Annotated in this window: 15 protein-coding genes and 3 pseudogenes; 9 read left to right on the top strand and 9 right to left on the bottom strand. The window is 71.4% G+C overall.

Annotation, left to right across the window (positions count from 1 at the left end; translation table 11 throughout):
* Positions 1-48 precede the first annotated feature (48 nt).
* Both LIV37_RS38775 and LIV37_RS38770 read right to left on the bottom strand, forming a co-directional pair.
* A pseudogene (locus tag LIV37_RS38775) lies at positions 49-684 on the bottom strand (RibD family protein); the annotation flags it as partial.
* The gene (locus LIV37_RS38770) at positions 684-1,433 is read right to left on the bottom strand and encodes a creatininase family protein (RefSeq protein ID WP_121824010.1); all 750 of its coding nucleotides are present in this window, start codon (positions 1,431-1,433) and stop codon (positions 684-686) included. The pseudogene LIV37_RS38775 and the gene LIV37_RS38770, both read right to left, overlap by 1 nt.
* A 97-nt stretch (positions 1,434-1,530) precedes the next feature.
* Between LIV37_RS38770 and ribA the strand changes: the two genes are divergently transcribed.
* The 7 genes from ribA to LIV37_RS38735 all read left to right on the top strand — a co-directional run bounded on the left by ribA (position 1,531) and on the right by LIV37_RS38735 (position 10,584).
* Positions 1,531-2,187 (top strand): GTP cyclohydrolase II, encoded by a 657-nt coding sequence (gene ribA / locus LIV37_RS38765; RefSeq protein WP_121824011.1) that lies wholly within the window; start codon positions 1,531-1,533, stop codon positions 2,185-2,187.
* 180 nt (positions 2,188-2,367) lie between these two features.
* Positions 2,368-2,874: a (2Fe-2S)-binding protein gene (locus LIV37_RS38760; RefSeq protein WP_020872527.1), complete on the top strand. Its 507-nt coding sequence runs from the start codon at positions 2,368-2,370 to the stop codon at positions 2,872-2,874.
* Positions 2,871-3,860, top strand: coding sequence for an FAD binding domain-containing protein (locus LIV37_RS38755; RefSeq protein WP_020872526.1), 990 nt, complete (start codon positions 2,871-2,873; stop codon positions 3,858-3,860). Before LIV37_RS38760 ends, LIV37_RS38755 begins: the two co-directional genes overlap by 4 nt.
* The gene (locus LIV37_RS38750) at positions 3,857-5,989 is read left to right on the top strand and encodes a xanthine dehydrogenase family protein molybdopterin-binding subunit (RefSeq protein WP_020872525.1); all 2,133 of its coding nucleotides are present in this window, start codon (positions 3,857-3,859) and stop codon (positions 5,987-5,989) included. Before LIV37_RS38755 ends, LIV37_RS38750 begins: the two co-directional genes overlap by 4 nt.
* A 2-nt stretch (positions 5,990-5,991) precedes the next feature.
* Positions 5,992-6,906, top strand: coding sequence for an NAD(P)H-binding protein (locus LIV37_RS38745; RefSeq protein ID WP_020872524.1), 915 nt, complete (start codon positions 5,992-5,994; stop codon positions 6,904-6,906).
* A gap of 21 nt (positions 6,907-6,927) precedes the next feature.
* Entirely contained in the window at positions 6,928-8,013 is a 1,086-nt protein-coding gene (locus LIV37_RS38740) for a hypothetical protein (protein ID WP_020872523.1), read from the top strand.
* Positions 8,014-8,049: 36 nt separating this feature from the next.
* Positions 8,050-10,584 carry a SpoIIE family protein phosphatase gene (locus LIV37_RS38735; protein WP_020872522.1) on the top strand — a complete coding sequence of 845 codons (2,535 nt, stop codon included), beginning with the start codon at positions 8,050-8,052 and terminating at the stop codon, positions 10,582-10,584.
* A 36-nt stretch (positions 10,585-10,620) separates the two neighbouring features.
* Here the strand turns inward: LIV37_RS38735 and LIV37_RS38730 are convergent, their stop codons facing one another.
* Positions 10,621-11,478, bottom strand: coding sequence for a Rossmann-fold NAD(P)-binding domain-containing protein (locus LIV37_RS38730; protein WP_243146089.1), 858 nt, complete (start codon positions 11,476-11,478; stop codon positions 10,621-10,623).
* An 81-nt stretch (positions 11,479-11,559) separates the two neighbouring features.
* Between LIV37_RS38730 and LIV37_RS38725 the strand changes: the two are divergent.
* A pseudogene (locus LIV37_RS38725) lies at positions 11,560-12,500 on the top strand (AraC family transcriptional regulator).
* A 282-nt stretch (positions 12,501-12,782) separates the two neighbouring features.
* Here LIV37_RS38725 and LIV37_RS38720 read toward each other — a convergent pair.
* The 6 genes and pseudogenes from LIV37_RS38720 to LIV37_RS38695 all read right to left on the bottom strand — a co-directional run.
* A pseudogene (locus LIV37_RS38720) lies at positions 12,783-12,982 on the bottom strand (transposase); the annotation flags it as partial.
* Positions 12,983-13,115: 133 nt separating this feature from the next.
* On the bottom strand, positions 13,116-13,823 hold the full coding sequence (npdG, locus tag LIV37_RS38715; RefSeq protein WP_020872518.1) for an NADPH-dependent F420 reductase: 708 nt from the start codon (positions 13,821-13,823) through the stop codon (positions 13,116-13,118).
* Positions 13,824-13,868: 45 nt separating this feature from the next.
* A complete protein-coding gene (locus tag LIV37_RS38710; protein WP_020872517.1) occupies positions 13,869-15,278 on the bottom strand; it encodes an NAD-dependent succinate-semialdehyde dehydrogenase in 1,410 nt (469 codons plus the stop codon).
* Positions 15,279-15,371: 93 nt separating this feature from the next.
* Complete coding sequence (locus LIV37_RS38705; protein WP_020872516.1) at positions 15,372-16,115, bottom strand: transglutaminase-like domain-containing protein; 744 nt, start codon at positions 16,113-16,115, stop codon at positions 15,372-15,374.
* 47 nt (positions 16,116-16,162) lie between these two features.
* Positions 16,163-17,224, bottom strand: coding sequence for a TIGR03619 family F420-dependent LLM class oxidoreductase (locus LIV37_RS38700; RefSeq protein ID WP_020872515.1), 1,062 nt, complete (start codon positions 17,222-17,224; stop codon positions 16,163-16,165).
* Positions 17,221-18,039 (bottom strand): Rv0792c family HTH-type transcriptional regulator, encoded by an 819-nt coding sequence (locus LIV37_RS38695; RefSeq protein WP_121824014.1) that lies wholly within the window; start codon positions 18,037-18,039, stop codon positions 17,221-17,223. The genes LIV37_RS38700 and LIV37_RS38695 overlap by 4 nt, the downstream gene beginning before the upstream one ends.
* A 173-nt stretch (positions 18,040-18,212) precedes the next feature.
* Between LIV37_RS38695 and LIV37_RS38690 the strand changes: the two genes are divergently transcribed.
* Positions 18,213-18,524, top strand: coding sequence for a putative quinol monooxygenase (locus LIV37_RS38690; RefSeq protein WP_121824015.1), 312 nt, complete (start codon positions 18,213-18,215; stop codon positions 18,522-18,524).
* Positions 18,525-18,558: the final 34 nt, after the last annotated feature.

The raw sequence follows: 18,558 nt of genomic DNA, 5'->3' as shown, positions 1-18,558 counted from the left end.
CAGGACCGGGGCCACGGTGACGTAGAGCCGGTGCAGCGCCCCCGCGTGCAGGAAGCGCGACACGGTGACCCCGCCGCCCTCGACGAGTATCCGGCCGAGCCCGCGCCGCCGAAGCGCCCGCACCAGGTGGTGGGGGGCAAAGGCGTCCGGGTCGTCAAGCGTCAGCACGTCCACGCCGTCCGGCGGCGCCGGCCGGCGCTCACCGGTGGTGCCCACCACCCAGAGGGTCGGAGCTGAGCCATCGGTGAACACCCGTCGGCCGAGCGGCACCCGTCCGCGCGGATCGAGAACGACCCGCACCGGGTGGGCGCCCGCGCAGGCGCGCACGGTCAGCTGGGGGTCGTCCGCCACGGCGGTGCCGGCCCCGACGACCACCGCGTCGGCGAGTGCGCGCAGCCGGTGGAGATGGCGGCGGTCCTCCTCGCCGGTGACGTAGTCGGCGTCGCCGGTGCGGGTGGCGATGAAGCCGTCCAGGCTCTGGCCGAGCTGAGCGATGGTCAGCCGCGGCCCGGCCAGGCACAGCGGGAGGTAGCGGTCGACCAGGAGCCGGGCCTCCGGCGAGGCGGCCTCGTTCCACCGCCACCGGCCGTCCGGGCCCCGGACCAGACCGGCGGCCCCGGTGTCCGCCTCGGTCCGGACGGAGCGCAGCCGCTCCCATGCCTCTTCCGTCTCCAGGAAGGTCATCACGCCTCCTTCTCGGCACCGACCAGGGAAAGATACTCGGCGAAGCAGTCGACGAGCCCGGCCAGGAGTTCCTTTCCCTTGTCCGCGGATGCCCTGGACGGACGGCCGACGACCCCGGACTCGGTATAGGCGGACATACCGAGGGTGAGCAGATGTTTCCGATCGTCGGATATCCAGTCGGAGGTTTCATGACCGGGCCGTACGAGTTCCGGATGGGCATACAGGAGGATCGATGTCTCCAGTTCGCCCGCGTGCATATCGCTGTTGGCCGGGGTGCGTACTCCGGCGCGTGTCCTGGCGGTCTCCCAGTCGGCCGATCCGGGGAATAGCGCCATGCGGAAGTCAGTGCCCGCGGATTCCTGCACGATGTTGCGCAGTACATAATTTCCGCCGTGTCCGTTCACCAGAATCAGACCGCGTATACCCGAGCGCCTGAGTGAGTCCGCGATATCGCGGACGACGGCGTAGAGGGTGGCCGCGGATATCGACACCGTCCCTGGCCAGGCGGCGTGTTCATGGGAGCAGGAGACCGTCACCGGGGGCAGTTGGAGCACCGGATACGCGGCCGCGATCTCAGCTGCGACCGTGCAGGCGATGACCGTGTCGGTCACCAGTGGGAGAAATGCGCCGTGTTGTTCGAAGCTGCCTACGGGAAGAACGGCGACATCGACCCGGTCGGCCCGCACTTCCTCCGTCGTCCGTGTCGGCAACACCATGCCGGCCTGCGGGCGCGTTCCCGAACCGCTCATATCTCGTGGACCTTTCATGCGTCGTCCTGACAGCTTGTTGCTGCGGCTTTCTCATTCTCCTGTACAAGGGCGGTGGTTTTCCAGATAAGATCGGGACATGACAGAAAGTGATGGCGTGTTCGATGTCGACACCCGCACCTCGGGTGTCGAACGAGTGGTGAATGTCCGGCTGGCCACGAAGCATGGCGACTTTCTCGCGATCGGCTATCGGGACCTCGTGCGCGGTGATGAACAAATAGCGCTGGTATACGGCGATGTCGGCGGGGAGGAAGCGCTTACCCGGCTGCATTCCGAGTGCCTCACCGGAGACGCGTTCGGCTCCCGTCACTGCGAGTGCGGCGACCAGCTGTCCGCCGCGCTGAAGGCGATCGCGGCCGAAGGCCGGGGCGTTCTGGTGTATCTGAGAGGCCATGAGGGGCGCGGGATCGGGCTGCTCGCCAAGCTCCAGGCGATGAAGCTCCAGTCCGAGGGGCTGGACACCGTCGAGGCCAACCTCGCCCTCGGCCTGCCGGCGGACGCCCGTGACTACAAGGTGGCTGCGGATGTGCTGCACGACCTCGAGGTGCGTTCCGTACGGCTGCTGTCCAACAACCCCCAGAAGCGGGACGCGCTGCTGCGGCACGGCGTCCGGGTCAGCGAGCAGGTGCCGCTGCTGATGACTCCGCACAAGGAGAACCTCCCGTATCTGCTCACCAAGCGGGATCGCATGGACCACTATCTGCCCCATCTGGAAGCCGTGATCCAGCGCACCTGAAGGAGGTTCTGGCCCCGGGCCGCGGCCTGGTCCACCGGTGTCGGCCGGGTGTGGGCCGCGGCCCGTATCGGTGCGGCGTTTCGGCGTGACCATACCGCCGAACGGGCGATCAGTACCTAAATGTCCGAGAATGGGGGTGCCCCGTGACGTTCCGAAGGACGACGATCAAGGGTAGGGAACATGGACCTCGAGATCGAGCTCCGGGTGGACGGGACCGAGCACCGCCTCACCGTCGACACCCGTACGACACTGCTGGACGCCCTGCGCGAACAGTTGGGGAACACCAGCCCCAAGAAGGGCTGCGACCACGGACAGTGCGGCGCCTGCACCCTGCTGCTCGACGGCCGCCGGATCCTCGGCTGCCTCGCACTGGCCGTCGCCCACCAGGGCGCGGACATCGTCACGGCGGCCGGGCTCACCGACGGTGAGCTGCATCCGCTCCAGCGGTCGTTCATCGCCCATGACGCCTTCCAGTGCGGCTACTGCACACCCGGTCAGATCGTCTCGGCGGCCGGGATGCTCCAGGAGGCCGGGAACGGCTGGCCCAGCGCCGTGAGCAAGGATCCGGGCGCCACCGATGTGGTGCTCGACGACGAGGAGATCGCCGAGCGGATGAGCGGCAATCTGTGCCGCTGCGCCGCGTACGCGAACATCGTCCCGGCGATCGCGGAGGTGGCGCACCGATGAAGCCCTTTCGCTACGAACGCGCCGATGAGGTGCCGGCGGCCGTCGCCACCCTGGTGAGGGAGCCCGAGGCGGCCTATCTGGCCGGGGGCACCAATCTGGTCGATCTGATGCGTCTTGAGGTGACGACCCCGGAGGTGCTGATCGACGTCCGGCGGCTCACCTCGGACCGGATCGAGGAACTGCCCGACGGGGGGCTGCGGATCGGCGCGGCGGTGCCCAACAGCGATCTGGCCGCCGACCAGCGGGTCCGGCGGCGCTATCCGGTGCTCTCCCAGGCGCTGCTCTCGGGCGCCTCGGGCCAGCTGCGCAACCTCGCCACCACCGGCGGCAATCTGCTCCAGCGCACCCGCTGCCCGTACTTCCAGAACGTCACCACCCCCTGCAACAAGCGCATACCGGGCTCGGGCTGCTCGGCGATGGAGGGCTATCAGCGCGATATGGCGATCCTGGGCGCCTCCCCCGTCTGTGTGGCCACCCACCCCTCCGACATGGCCGTCGCGCTGGCCGCGCTGGACGCGGTGGTGACGGTGACCGGCCCGGCCGCCGAGCGGCGGATCCCGCTGACCCGGCTGCACCGGCTGCCGGAGGACGCCCCCGACCGCGACACCGTCCTGGAGCGCGGTGAGCTGATCACCGGAGTGGAGCTGCCGCCCCCGCACTCCGCGACCCGCTCCCGCTACCGCAAGGTGCGCGACCGCGCCTCGTACGCCTTCGCGCTGGTCTCGGTCGCCGCCGCGCTGGAGGTCACCGACGGGGCGGTACGAGATGCGCGCATCGCGCTGGGCGGAGTGGCGCACAAGCCCTGGCGGGCCACCACGGCCGAGGCGATGCTGCGCGGCGCGCCCGCCACCCGGGAGAGCTTCGTGGACGCGGCCGCCGCCGAACTGGCCGCGGCGCGGCCGCTGGCGGGCAACGCCTTCAAGGTCCCGCTCGCCCGCAACACGATGGTCAGCACCCTGCTGGAGCTGCTGGAGGAGGCGCGATGAGCGACGTCACGGCACGCCCCCGCGCCATCGGCGTCCCGATGGACCGTATCGACGGTGTGCAGAAGGTCACCGGCACCGCCACCTACGCCTATGAATGGCCCCTCGACCAGCCCGTCTATCTGTATCCGCTGCAGTCCACGATCGCCGCCGGGCGGGTCACCGGAGTGGACGGCGCGCTCGCGGAGGCGGAGCCGGGGGTGCTGGCGGTGCTCAGCCATCTCAACGCGCCCACGCTGACCCGGCCGGAGGATCCGGAGCTCGCGGTGCTCCAGTCCGACGAGGTCGCCTGGCGCGGCCAGTTCATCGGGGCGGTGGTGGCCGAGAGCCTGGAGACCGCGCGCCGCGCGGCGGGGCTCGTCCGCGTGGACTACGAGAGCCGGCCCCCCGATGTGGAGCTGCGCGCCGACCGCGGCGACCTCTACTCCCCGGTGCACGCAGCGACCTTCGGCTCGGGCGGCGGGGAGCTCCAGGACGGCTCGCCCGCCGACAGTGTGCTCGGGGACGTCGATACGGCGCTGGCGGCCTCGCCGACCATGGTGGACGTCACGTACTCCACGCCGATGTACCACAACAACCCGATGGAGCCGCACACCGCCGTGGTCACCTGGCTGGACGGGGAGCTGACCGTGCGCTGCTCCACCCAGGGCGCCTCCATGAGCCAGGCCCTGATCTCCGGGGTGCTGGGTCTCGAGCCGGGACGGGTGCGGGTGATCTCCCCGCATGTCGGGGGCGCGTTCGGCTCGAAGGTCTACCCCCACTCGTACGCCGTGCTCGCCGCGATGGCGGCCCGGATGGTCCGGCGGCCGGTCAAGTTCTCGCTGACCCGGCAGCAGATGTTCGCCCTGGTGGGCTACCGCCCGGCGTCGATCCAGCGGATCCGGCTGGGCGCCGGCCGGGACGGCAGGCTGACCGCGCTCTGCCACGAGGTGATCGAGCAGACCGCCAAGGCCAAGGGGTACGCGGAGCAGGTGGGCGTCTGCTCCCGGATGATGTACGCGGCGCCGCACCGGCGCACCACCCACCGGCTGGCCCCGCTGGATGTCCCGGTGCCGACGATCATGCGGGCGCCGGGCGAGGCGCAGGGGATGTTCGCGCTGGAGTCGGCGCTGGACGAGATGGCGATCGCCTGTGGTCTCGACCCGGTGGAGTTCCGGATCCGCAATGAGCCGGAGGTGCATCCGGAGTCCGGGCTGCCGTTCTCCAGCCGCCATCTGACGGAGTGTCTGCGCGAGGGCGCCCGCCGGGCCGGCTGGGACCACCGCGACCCGGTTCCCCGGTCGCGGCGCGAGGGCCGCTGGCTGGTGGGCACCGGCGTGGCCGCCTCGACGTACCCCTCCCCCCGCTTCCCCGGCAACGCGGCCACGATCCGGCTCGCCCCGGACGGCCACTACACGGTCCGGATCGCCGCCGCCGACCTGGGCACCGGCACCTGGACGGCGCTCACCCAGATCGCCGCGGACGCGCTGAGCGTCCCGGTCGGGCAGGTGGAGATGCGGATCGGGGACACGGCGCTGCCTGCCGCGTCGGTCGCCGGGTTCTCGGCGGGCATCAACAGCTGGGGCACCGCGATCTGGGAGGCTGCGGACCGGCTGCGGGCCCGGCTGCAGGCCGAGCACGGCGGTATCGCGCCGTCGGAGGGGCTGGAGGTCACCGCGGAGCTGCCCGGCGGCAATCCGGAGGCCGAGCGCTTCGCGATGCACAGCTTCGGCGCCCAGTTCGCCGAGGTACGGGTGGACGAGGACACCGGCGAGGTGCGGGTGGCGCGACTGCTGGGCATGTTCGACGTGGGCCGGGTCATCAACCCCAAGACGGCCCGCTCCCAGCTGATCGGCGGAATGACCCAGGGCATCTCGATGGCGCTGTACGAACACAGCGTGCTGGACCCGCGGTTCGGCCATGTGGTCAACCAGGACTTCGCCCAGTACCACATCGCCTCCGCCGCCGATGTCCACTCGGTCGAGGCCCACTGGGTGGACGAGTCCGATCCGTACACCAACCCCATGGGGGCCAAGGGCCTCGGCGAGGTGGGCATCACGGGCACCGCGGCGGCCATCGCCAACGCCGTGCACCACGCCACCGGTGTCCGGATCCGCGAACTGCCCATCACCCTCGACAAGTTGGTGTCCTAGCCATGCCCGATCCACCGATCCTGGTGACCGGCGCCGCGGGCAGTACCGGGGCGGTCGGCCGTACCGTGGTGGAGGAGCTGCGCCGCCGCGGGCTGCCCGTGCGCGCCATGGTCCACCGGGAGGACGAGCGGGCCGAGGCCCTGCGCGCCACGGGCGCGGAGGTGGTGGCGGGCGATCTGACCCGCGCCCCGGACGTGGCCCGCGTGCTGGACGGCTGCGGGCGGATGTACTTCGGCATGAGCGTGTCGCCGAAGTATCTGGAGGCGACGGTGACCACGGCGGCGGTCGCCCGCGACTACGCGCGGCTGGACGCGCTGGTCAACATGTCGCAGATGACGGTCTCCCAGATGGACCTCTCCAGCACCTCGGAGTCCACGCAGCAGCGGGAGCACTGGCTGGCGGAGCAGGCGCTCAACTGGTCCGGACTGCCCGTCACCCACCTCCGGCCCACCGTCTTCCTGGAGAATCCGCTCTTCACGGCCTTCGTCTACCGCTCCATCGCCGAGGAGGGCACGATCCGGCTGCCGTTCGGCACCGGGCGCACCTCCCCGGTCGCGGCGCGGGACGTCGCCGCGGTGGTGGCGGCGATCCTGGTGGACCCCTCCTCGCACATCGGCAGGACCTACCACCTGACCGGCCCGGCCTCCGTCGACATGACCACCATGGCCGGGGAGTTCGCCGACGCGCTGGGCCGGCCGGTCGCCTATGTGGACGTCTCCTACGAGGCCTGGGTCAACCACGACCTGAAGGCGCTGGACCTGCCCGACCACCTCTTCGACCACCTCGCCACGATGGCGCGGCTGCACGCGGAGAACCGCTACGACCGCTGGACCGACGACATCGAGACGATCACGGGAAGGCCCGCGACCGGGGTGCGGGAGTACGTCCGCGAGCACCCCGGGATGTTCACGAAATGACGTGGGCGGAACGGAAGCGCGGTGCGAGTACTGCTGGGCGTCATCGGCGCCGTCATCGTGCTGGGAATCTTCTCCTCGGTGCTGCGCACCCTGGTCATCCCCCGGCCGACCCCCGCCGGGTTCACCGGGTTCGTCCAGCGCTCGGTCAGCCGTCCGTTCCGCTTTCTGGCCGACCGGCTGCACGGCATCGAGGCGAAGGACCGGGTGCTGGCCCCGGTGGCGCCGGTGTCCATCGTGATCACGCTGCTGGGCTGGCTGCTCTCCTTCATGATCGGCTACGGGCTGCTGGAGGCCGCGGTGAGCGGACTGGACGTACACGAGGGGATCCACGAGGCCGGGTCCTCGCTCTTCACCCTCGGCTTCGCCAGCAGCCGCCGGGCCAGCCTGACCGCCATCGACTTCTGCGCGGCGGCCACCGGCCCCATCGTGGTCGGCCTGCAGATCGGCTACCTGCCCACCCTGTACAACGCATATCAGCGGCGCGAGACCCAGGTCACCCTGTTGCAGACCCGGGCGGGCGCCCCGCCGTGGGGCCCGGAGATCCTCGCCCGCTACGCCCAGGTGGGCCTGCTGGACGACATCGGCGACCTCTTCCGCGGCTGGGAGCAGTGGTGCGCCGTGGTGAGCGAGACCCACACCACCTATCCGGTCCTGATCCACTTCCGCTCCCCCAAGGCCGACCGCAACTGGCTGATCGCACTGCTGGCGGTGCTGGACGCGGCGGCGCTGCGGGCGGCCTTCAACCCGTCGCAGCCACAGGCCCGGACCCGGCTGGCGCTGCGGGCGGGCTTCGTCTGTCTGCGCGACATCGCCGACATCCGCGGCATCCCGTACGACGTCGACCCGCGTCCGGACGATCCGGTGCGGCTCGGCTACGAGGACTTCCTGCTCGGGGTGGAGCGGATGCGCGCCCACGGCTATCCGATGGAGCGCACCGCGGAGGAGGCGTGGCCGCACTTCCGCGGCCGGCGGGTGAACTACGAGACGCTCGCCTATCGGCTGGCACGGGACATCGACGCGGTCCCGGCCCCCTGGTCGGGGCCGCGCCGCACCACGCTGCCCGTCTGGTCCCCGCTGACCCCGGTCGACCGCCGCCCGACCGGTTAGCACTGGAACGCACCTCTAAGGGAGTAAATTTTCCCCATGGGCATGGACGACGCCATCGCCGCCCGGATACGCATGATCACCGAGGCGGGTGACGGGCTGAGCGGCCCCGATCTGCTCGGATTCGCGCTCGACCACGCCGTGACGGAGACCGGCGGTCTCGGCGGCATGGTGCATCTGCGCGGCCCCGGCGCCCGGTCGCTGCTGCTCACGGCGGTGCACGGGCTGATCCGTCCGGTCGCCCGGGACTGGGCGGAGGTCGAGTCGGCCGGCGCCAGCGCCCCGGCCCGTGCGATGGCCCAGGGCACACCGGTGTGGGCGCCGGCCCTCGGCGCCGGGGACGGCACGGGCCCGGCGCTGCCCGCCGGAAGCGGGCTGCTGGCGGTTCCGCTGATCACTCCGGAGCGGGTCACCGGCACGCTGTCGGTGCTGATGGTCCCGGCCGAGCGGCCCGCACCGGAGCGGTGGGCGGCCGTCGAGGCGCTGGCCGCGTGGGCCGCCCCACGGCTGCGGGAGGACCCTCCCGACCGGAAGCGGGACCGGGACGGCACCGGCACCCTGCTGGCGGACGACCAGGTGGGCCAGGCGCTCTGGCATATGAGCGACGCGTTCTTCGCGGTCGACGGTGACTGGCGCATCACCTTCGTCAACGGCGAGGCGGAGCGGCTGCTCGGCGCCGCCCGGACGACTCTCGGCCGGACGCTGTGGGACGCCTTCGCGCGGCTGAGCGTCGACGAGGCCGAGCCGGACCTGCGGAGCCGCTACCGGCGGGCCGCCGAGAGCGGCACCCCGGTCGGGTTCGAGGTGCGCTGGCCCACCAATCAGCGCTGGTACTCCATGCGGCTGGTCCCGGTGCCGAACGGGCTCACGGTCTACGCCGCCGATATCACCGCGAGCCGGGCGCGGGAGGCGGAGCGGGCCGCGGCCGAGCAAGCGGCGGCCGAGCGCACCGCGCGGATCGGCGAGCTGACCGACGCCCTCGCGCAGGCGCTGACGATGCGCGACGTGGTGAACGCCATCGCCGACCGGGTGCTGCCGCCGTTCGGCGCCTCGGGGATGGTGGTGCAGCTCATCGAGGGCAGCGTGATCCGGATCGCCGGGGCCGTCGGCTATCCGCAGCCCTTCCTGGAGTCGATCGACGGGGCCTCGATCCACGATGTGTCGCCGGTCTCGGAGGTGTACCAGACCGGGGCGCCGGCCTTCGTCGAGTCGGCCGAGGAGTACACCGCGCGCTACCCCGGCATGGCCGGACGGCCCGCCGCGGCGCAGAAGCAGGCATGGGCCTTTCTGCCGTTGATCGTCTCCGGCCGGAACATCGGCTGCTCGGTGGTCGCCTTCGCCGAGCCGCGCCGGCTCGACGCGGAGGAGCGGGCCCTGCTGACCGCGCTCAGCGGACTGATGGGGCAGGCCATCGAGCGCGCCCGGCTGTACGACGTGGAGCACACCCGGGCCAAGGAGCTCCAGCGGGGGCTGCTGCCCCGCGCTCTGCCGTCGCTGTCCTCGGTCACCACCGCCGCACGCTATCTGCCCGCCAGCGAGGGCATCGACGTGGGCGGTGACTGGTACGACGTGATCCCGCTGTCCGGCGCCCGGGTGGCCCTGGTCATCGGCGATGTGATGGGTCACGGGCTGTCCGAGGCGGCCACCATGGGCCGGCTGCGCACCGCCGTGAACACCCTGGCCGAATTGGAGTTCCCGCCCGCCGAGTTGCTCACCCGGCTCAACGACGTGGTGAGCGAACTGGGGGACAACCTCTACGCGACCTGCCTGTACGCCGTGTACGACCCGGTCGGCGCCAGCTGCGTCTTCTCCAGCGCCGGACATCCGCCCCCGGCCGTCGTACGCCCCGGCCACCCGGTCCGCTTCGCCGGCGGCGTCCCCGACCCCCCGCTGGGCGCGGCCCGGCCGCCGTTCGAGACCACCGAGGTGACCCTGGAGGAGGGCAGCCTGCTGGTGCTGTACACCGACGGCCTGGTGGAATCCGCCGCCCGGGACATCGACCGCGGGATGCGGCACCTGGCGAGCGCGCTGTCCAGCGCGGCCCGCGCATCCGGCCCCGGGGACACCTGGCCCGACGGAGACCAGGGCGGACACGCGTCGCTGGAGCGGCTGTGCGACGAGGTGCTGGCCGAGTTGCTGCCGGAGAAGCAGCTCACCGCCGATGACGCGGCACTGCTCATCGCCCGCACCCATGCGCTCGCCCCCGACCACATCGCCGCCTGGCCGCTGTCCGAGGGCCCGATCGCCGCGGGCGAGGCGCGCGACCACGTCCGCGACCAGCTGACCCGCTGGGAGCTGGCACCACTCACCCCCACCGCGGAGCTGCTGGTCAGCGAGTTGGTCGCGAACGCGATCCGGCACGGCAGGGGCCCGGTCGAGCTGCGGCTGCTGCGCGGCGAGGGGCTGATCTGCGAGGTGACCGACGGCTCCTTGACCACCCCCCGGATCCGCCACGCCTCGGAAACCGACGAGGGCGGACGCGGCCTCCAGTTGGTCTCGGCCCTCTCCCAGCGCTGGGGCACCCGCTACACACCCACCGGCAAGTGCATCTGGACCGAACAGCCACTCCCCTGACCCGTCCCTCACGGAAGGCGGCGGGGTCCGTCGTCCTCAGCCGGTCCAGACCCCGCCCCGCGCGGCCTGCCGCGCGTAGTCCGCGAAGTCGCGGGGCGCACGGCCCAGGACGCGCCGGACATCGTCCGTCAGATGCGCGTTGCGCCCGTCCAGCAAGGTGGCGAACAGCTCGGTCAGAAACGCCCCCAACTCGTCCGGCAGCCCGTGGTCGCGCACCAGCGCGGCCCCGTAACTCCGGGCGGAGACCGGCACATAGCGCACCGTGCGGCCCGTCACCGCGGCGATCTCCGCGGCCGCCTCGGCGAAGGTCAGCAGCCTCGGTCCGGTGATCTCGTACGTCCGGTCGCCGGATACGTCCCCGGTCAGCGCCGCGACCGCGACCTCGGCGATGTCGTCGGCGTCCACGAAGGGCTCCTTGACGTCCCCGGCGGGGAAGACGATCTCGCCGTCCAGCACCCCGTCGCGCAGAATGCCCTCGTCGAAGTTCTGGAAGAACCAACTCGCCCGCAGCACGGTCGCCGACACGCCCGGCACCCGCACCGCCTCCTCGGCGGGCAGCGCCGCCTCCACACCCCGGGCGGAGAGCAGCACCAGCCGCCGGGTGCCGTGCTCGGCCGCCCGTTCGGTGAAGGCGCGGAGGGTGGCGGCGGCTCCCGGGCCGCAGACGTCGGGGTAGTAGGCGAGGTACGCGGCGGCCGCCCCGTCCAGCGCGGGCTCCCAGGTGCGCGGGTCCTCCCAGTCGAACGGCGTCTCGCCGGACCGGGAGCCGATCCGCACCGGGTGTCCGGCCCGGCTCAGCCGGTCGGCGACCCGGCGGCCGGTCTTCCCGGTGCCCCCGAGCACCAGGACGGTCGTGTGCTCTGCGGGCTGTGATCGCGTGTGCTGTGTCGTCATACGGCCAGTCAACTCGCGGCAGGTGAGACGAGCCATGGCCGAGAGGCTCCGCCGCATGCGCGAGCGTCTACGCTGGGCGCCATGGACGCGCTGGCGAATCTGCTGGACGGCCCGCGGGCCCGGGGGCCCTTCTGCTGCGGGTCGTGATGGAGCCGCCCTGGGCGGTGCGGATCGAGGACCAGGCCCCGCTGTGTGTGATGACCATGGCACGCGGCGAGGCGTGGGTGGTGCCGGACGGGGGCGAGGCGGTGCGGCTGCGCCCGGGGGACGTGGCGATCGCGCGCGGCCCGGATCCGTACACGGTGGCCGGGGACCCCGCGACCGCGCCGCAGGCGTGGATCCTCCCCGGTGAGGTGTGCCGCACGGCGGACGGCGTCGATCTGGCCGAGGCGATGGCGCTCGGGGTACGCACCTGGGGCAACAGCCCGGACGGCTCGGCCGTGATGCTCATCGGCAGTTATCTGCTGGACGGGGAGATCAGTGGGCGGCTGCTGGACGCGCTGCCCCCGCTGCTGGCGCTGGACGGCCGGGTGTGGGACTGCCCCCTGATGCCCTGGCTCGGCGAGGAGATCGTCAAGGACGAGCCCGGGCAGGAGGCGGTCCTGGACCGGCTGCTGGACCTGCTGCTGATCTCGGTGCTGCGGGCCTGGTTCTCCCGGCCGGAGGCCCGGACGCCTGGCTGGTACCGGGCGCTGGGCGACCCGGTGGTGGGCCGCGCCCTGCGGCTGCTGCAGAACAACCCGGCCCATCCGTGGACGGTCGCCGGGCTCGCCGCCGAGGCGGGTGTCTCGCGCGCGGCGCTGGCCCGCCGCTTCACCGCGCTGGTGGGCGAGCCGCCCATGGCGTATCTGACCGGCTGGCGGCTGGCGCTCGCGGCGGATCTGCTCCGGGATCCGGAGCACACCCTGGCGGCGGTGGCACGGCGGGTCGGCTACGGCAGCGCGTTCGCCCTCAGCGCCGCCTTCAAGCGCGAGCGCGGCCTGAGCCCGCGGGCGCACCGCGCGTCGGCGCCCGCCGACTGACCCGCACCCCTCACGGACGCCGGTCCGTCCCACGGACGCCCGGACACGGCCTCGCCCGCGGCGACAGGGGGGCACGGCGGCCGACATGGCGCGAACACGGCATCGCCGAGCCGCCCGCGGCGCCCCCGGCAGACGCCCCTCCCCCGAACGGCGGGGCACGGCCGGACCCGGGCGACGACCGCCCCGACCACGGGTGCGGGAACCACTCCGCCGCCTGGCCCCGGGCGCCCGCCCATGACAACGACGACGCGGGCAGTGCACTGATCGTCCGTCCCGACCCAAAGAGTAGGGCCGGCCCGGAATGAACTGCGAGGCTGTCCTCGCGCGCCCGTAGACGTGGCAGAACAGGCGCTCCGCCGAGCATGGCGCGTCCGGGCGAAGCCACGGCGACACATCGACCGCCAGGACCAGACGCCCGCCTCGAACCGCGGCAACGACAGCCCGGCCAGCACCGTCCGCAGCCGATCGACGTCGAGCCGGCCGGGCCTTCGTCGTGATCACGTGCACCTTGGTCGGAGCACATGATCAGACGAAGGCCGCCCCCGCGTCTGGCGAACCCTCAGGTGAGCGGCTCAGTCCGAGACACCGTTCGAGGCCGGAAGAAAGAGAACAAGCTCATCGGGCGAGAGGCTCGGGGAGACCTGTGAGCCGAATGCCGGCGTGGGTCTTGTAACGCCTGTTGATCCCGATCAGCAGCGCGGTGATCCGCTCGCAGACACCGCTCATGTCCAGCAGGCCGCAGTCGACGGTGCGCAGCCCGGGGATACGGTCGATGAGATCCGCGGCCAGGACCTTGTCGGCCGTGTGATCGCCGCAGAGCAATACGTCCTCGTCCAGCCGGAGCTCGATGTCCTGCAAGGTGGCGGCGCTGACCGTCTGCAGAGCCGAGACCACGCTTGTACCGTCCGGCAGCAGGGCCTGGGCCTGTTCGGCGGCAGAACCGGCCCAGGGGACGATGGGACGCAGGCCGCGGGGGCCGGCGGGCAGAAGGGGCGCGGTCGTGTCGATGACCAGTTGTCCGGGCTGGATGGCTTTCGCAATGGAGCGCATCGTCTCGACGTGTGCGCTGAAGGGCACGGCGACGACCACCGCCGCCGCGCCTTCGATCATTGTGGTGTTGTCCCCGCCGACCGCTCCGGGGAGTTTGTCGGCGCAGCCCTGCGCCGCTTCTGCACGCCGGGATCCGATGCGGACATTGACGCCGCTGTGGGCCCACCGGGTGGCGAGCCCAAGACCGAGGGCGCCGGTGCCGCCGACGATGGCGACGGTGTTCTCGTGGTGCGTTGTTGTGGCGGGGAGCGTGTCCGGCTGAGTGACTGTCATGGGTGATCGCCTTCGGTCGGCTGGTTCGGGAGAAGAGAATGCTGGTCATTCGCTGAGGGGGTGGCTCTGTGCGTTGTGTGCGGGGCCGATCCACACGCTCTTGACGTTGGTGAACTGACGGAGTCCGAAGGCGCCCAGCTCGCGTCCGTAGCCGCTGCGCTTGATGCCGCCGAACGGCAGCCGCGGGTCGGAGGCGACGATCCCGTTGACGAATACCGCGCCGGCCTCGATGCCGGGAATCAGGCGATCGGCGCGCTCGGGGTCGGTTGTCCAGAGCGCGGCGCCGAGGCCGAATTCGGTGGCGTTGGCGATGTCGATGGCCTGGGCCGGGTCCTTCGCGGAGACGACGGCGGCCACCGGCCCGAATGTCTCTTCCGCTGCGACGGCCATGGTCGGGGTGACCTGGTCGAGGACGGCGGGCACGTAGAAGTACCCGGGGCCGTCGGGGACGGTGCCGCCGGTGACGACGCGGGCGCCCGCCGCGGTGCTGCGCTCGACCTGGTCGAGGAGGTCGGAGCGGAGAGTGGGCCGGGCGAGCGGGCCGATCTGTACGTCTTGGCGGAACGGGTCGCCCACGGTCAGTGCGGCGACACCGGCGGTAAACGCGTCGGTGAATTCCTCGACGACCGTTTCCTCGACGATGAACCGCTTGGCGGAGATGCAGCTCTGCCCGGTGTTGTGCATGCGTGCGCTGACCGCCGCCGCGGCGGCGGCCGGGACGTCCGCGTCGGCGAGGACGATGAAGGGGTCCGAGCCGCCGAGTTCGAGGACCTGTGGCTTGAGGTGGTGCGCGGCCATAGCAGCGACGGCAGAGCCCACTTCGGTCGATCCGGTGAGGGTCAGGGCGTGGATGCGGGGATCGGCTATGAGGTCCGGCACCGCGTCGGGGCCGACGAGCAGCGTGGTGAACAGACCGGGCGGGCAGCCGGCCCGGTTCCAGATGTCGGCGATGGCCAGGGCACAACGCGGCACGTTCGAGGCGTGTTTGAGTACGATGCCGTTGCCGGCCAGCAGTGCGGGCGGCGCGAAGCGGAACACCTGCCAGAGCGGATAGTTCCAGGGCATGACCGCCAGGACGAGGCCCAGCGGGTCGAAGGCGACGTGGCTGCGGGCGGCCCCGGTTGCCACGGGCTGGTGCATCAGTAGTTCCGGTCCCTGCGTCGCGTAGTACTCGCAGCACCAGGCGGACTTGTCGACCTCGGCTTCCGCTTCGGCGATGGGCTTGCCCATCTCCTCGGTGATGAGTGCGGCGAGTTGGTCCCGTTCGGCGCGTAGTAGCGCGGCGGCCCGCTTGAGGTGCTCGGCACGTGCCGGTACGGGTATCGCCCGCCACCTCCTGGCGGCGAGGGATGCCCGCTCGACTGCCGCGTCGACAGCTGTCGGCGAGTGGGGGGTGAACTGGGCGATGACTTCCTCGGTGGCCGGGTTGACGGAGTTGATCTGGTGAACGGCCATGGTGGCCTCACTCCTTGGGGGTTGACGTGATGGTCCGCGAAGGGCGGGCATGTCCGGCGGTCGGTGTCTCGGGGCGCTCCTCGGGTGGCCGGATCAGGCGACGGAAGTGCGGCCGACCAGCTCTGGATCGGGGCCGCTCCACAGCACGTCGTCGCCGGCGACCCGCTCGTGCGCGGCGGGCGATGCAAGCGCTTCGAGGACTTCGCCGGCGACCTGCTCGTACCATCGCGCCACTTCGGCGGGATAGTCGGCGTAGCTGCCGTTCTCCCGCAGCACGGGCCCCTCGACGGTCGGGATGTCCGTGACGCCGTCGTAGGTGACGGTGTAGGGCTTGCCCAGACGGGTCGCTGTGGGCGCGTCGATGGTTGCGTCCAGCTTGATCCACCGGCCGTTGAGGAAGGCTTCGCCGAGCGAGTGCCAGGGCAGTGGCCGTCCGACCGGCCCTCCCCACAGGGTGCGGACCTCCGGTGAGAGGAATTCCATCTTCGGGGCGTGGAGCGCCTGGAACGCGATGCGGGCAGGGATGCGGGCGGCCCTGGACAGGGCGACGAACGAACTCGCCTTGCCCATGCAGAAGGCGACGCCGTGGGCGAGGACGTCGCTGGCCGCCGATTCGCCCTCGGCGAGATAGCGGAACGAGGCGAGGATGTCGTAGGGCAGGTCGCGGACGTAGTGGTAGATGCGGCCCAGTCGTTCGCTGTCGGTGGCGGCACCGTCCGTCAGCTCTCGTGCGGTGGATACCACGAGCGGGTGGTCGGAATCGATGTAGGCGGTCGGCCTCAGGTACGCCTCGTCGATGGTGGTGAGCTCGTTGTGTGCGGTCGTCTCGGAGGTCACGGAGTAGCCCTTCGTTGAGTCGTTGGCGTCGTGGTCGCGCGGCTGGGTCAGGTGGGTTGCGTGTGCCGTGCGGGCTTGATGTGGGGCAGGATCTGCTCCCCGACGACGTCGAGATAGGTCGAGTCCGCGACGTCCGGGATGGTGAACAGGAAGTGGTCGATGCCGGCGTCCTGGTAGGCGCGGATGCGCTCGACACAGGCTTCCGGCGTCCCGGTGATCAGTCCGGTGTCGGGAATCGACTGGAAGCGGGTACGCAGCTCGTCCTGCTGTGCCGAGGAGTCGGTCGGTGCGAGCAGGGTGGTGATCGACAGGCGCAGGGTCGCCGGGTCGCGGCCGATCGCCTCGCACTCACGGTCCAGGAACGCGCGGCGCTCCGCGCACTTCTCGGCGGGCCACCATCGGACGTTGATGCCGTTGGCGTGCCGGGCGGCGGTGCGGTGGACCCGCAGTCCCTCGCCGCCCACCCACAAGGGCGGATGCGGCTGCTGGAGCGGGGGCGGATCGCAGACCGCCCCGTCGATGCTGTAGAAGTCGCCGTGGAAGGTCGGATGCGCCTCGGTCCACACCTGGCGCATCACCTGGAGCGACTCGCCGAGCGCGGTGACCCGGTCCCCGGTCGGGGGGAACGGGATGCCGTACGCCTCGTACTCCTGCTGGAACCAGCCCGCTCCCATGCCCAGGTCCAGTCGGCCGCCGGAGATGACATCGAGGGTGGCGGCCATCTTGGCGAGCACGGCGGGATAGCGGTAGGAGTTGCACAGCACACTGGTGCCCAGGCGCACGGTGGTGGTGTCGCGGGACAGGGCCGACAGCGCGGTCCAGCATTCGAGCAGCGGGACCGACGACGAGCGGCTCTGCTGGGCATCGCCGTCGCTCTCGGGTCCGGCGGTGATGCCCGCGTCCCGGACGTAGTCGTCGGGGCTGAGGGTCAGGAAGTGGTCGCACAGCCACACGGAGTCGAATCCGTAGGACTCGGCGGCCTGCGCGGCGCGGACCATGTCGGGATAGTTGCCCACGGCGAGGCCGCGGATGGTCAGGGCCAGGATCAGCCCGATGTGCGGCTCGGGCTCGTGGGCGGGACCCGCGCCGGAGGGATCGTCGTCGTTCATGGACGTTGCCTTTCTGTCATGTCGGTCATGCCGACCGGGGCACCGGAGACGGTGCGGGGAAGCGTTACGGTGAATCCGTAGCGTTCCGGCCGGTAGTGGAAGATCACGACTTCCAGTGGACGGTCGTCGTGGCCGAGGCTGACCCGCTCCAGGACGAGCACGGGTGCGGACTCGTCGATCTCCAGCGCCGCGGCGACGTCCGGAGAAGCCGCGGCCGCGTGGATCTGGTGCTGGGCCTGGGCGATCCGCACCCCCAGGCGCTGCTCCCACATCGTGTACGTGGTCTCGGTGGCGGGTTCGCCGGAGCGCAGCGGCCCGGCCGCCTCCAGCACCCGCGTCGGGAGGTGGATCGTGACGAGCGCGACCGGCTTCTCCCCGTCCCCGTACCGGCGCCGGATCGTCAGTACCTCGGACTCCCCGAGGACCTGCGCGACGTGGGGCGCAGCGGATTCGACCCCGAAGCCCAGGACGTCGATGTGCGGTGTGACGCCCTGTTCGAGCAGGACCTCGGTGATGGTGCGCACGCCGGAGGACAGCTCCTGGTCCACCGGTTCGGAGACGAAGGTGCCCAGTCCTTGCTTGCGTACCACCCAGCCCTGCGACTCCAGTGCACCCACGGCGGCACGGACCGTGATGCGGCTCAGACCGGTCTCAGCCATCAGCTCCCGTTCCGTGGGCAGCCGCGTTCCCGGCGGCAGTTGCTGCTTGAGGATCAGTGCCTTGATCTGCTCCGCCAGCTGCGTCGTCGCCGGTGTCCGGCCCCGTTCGATCCGGAATCCGGCGGCCGACAGGTCGAAGCGGGGCTCGTTGCCCATGTCAGATGTCATAAGTCGTATTGAACCCGGCAGCAGGCCCGGACGCGTAACAACCCCTTCGGGTGTCACGGCCGGCGGAGTCACCGAACCCTTGACGAGCTTCATAAGACGTTTTATAACGTCTTACATCTGGTGGGCGCAAGTAGCCCCGCCGGGAATCAAAGGAGCCCCCCGTGTCAGACCAGAACCCTGTGACCGTGATCGCCCGCTTCACCCCGGCCGCAGACCGCGCTCCGCAGCTGCGGGCCCTGCTCGAAGGAATGATCGCCCCGACCCGCGCCGAGCCGGGATGCCGCTCCTACGACCTCTACACCACCGAGACGGAAGCATCGGACTTCGTCCTCCTGGAGCGCTACCAGGACTCCGCGGCCCTGGAGGCGCACCGCACGACGGCCCACTACAAGGCATACCGCGCCCAGCTGTCCGACCTCCTCGCCAAACCGGTCGAGGTCTCCGTCCTCAGGCCGGTCAACGTCATCGACTGACAACGGGCACGTCACGACGTCGCGCGACCGCTCA

The sequence above is a fragment of the Streptomyces rapamycinicus NRRL 5491 genome (assembly GCF_024298965.1).
In the GTDB taxonomy this organism is placed as follows: domain Bacteria; phylum Actinomycetota; class Actinomycetes; order Streptomycetales; family Streptomycetaceae; genus Streptomyces; species Streptomyces rapamycinicus.
Note: the sequence above shows the minus strand (reverse complement) of the source record. Positions and strands in the feature narration are given on the sequence as shown.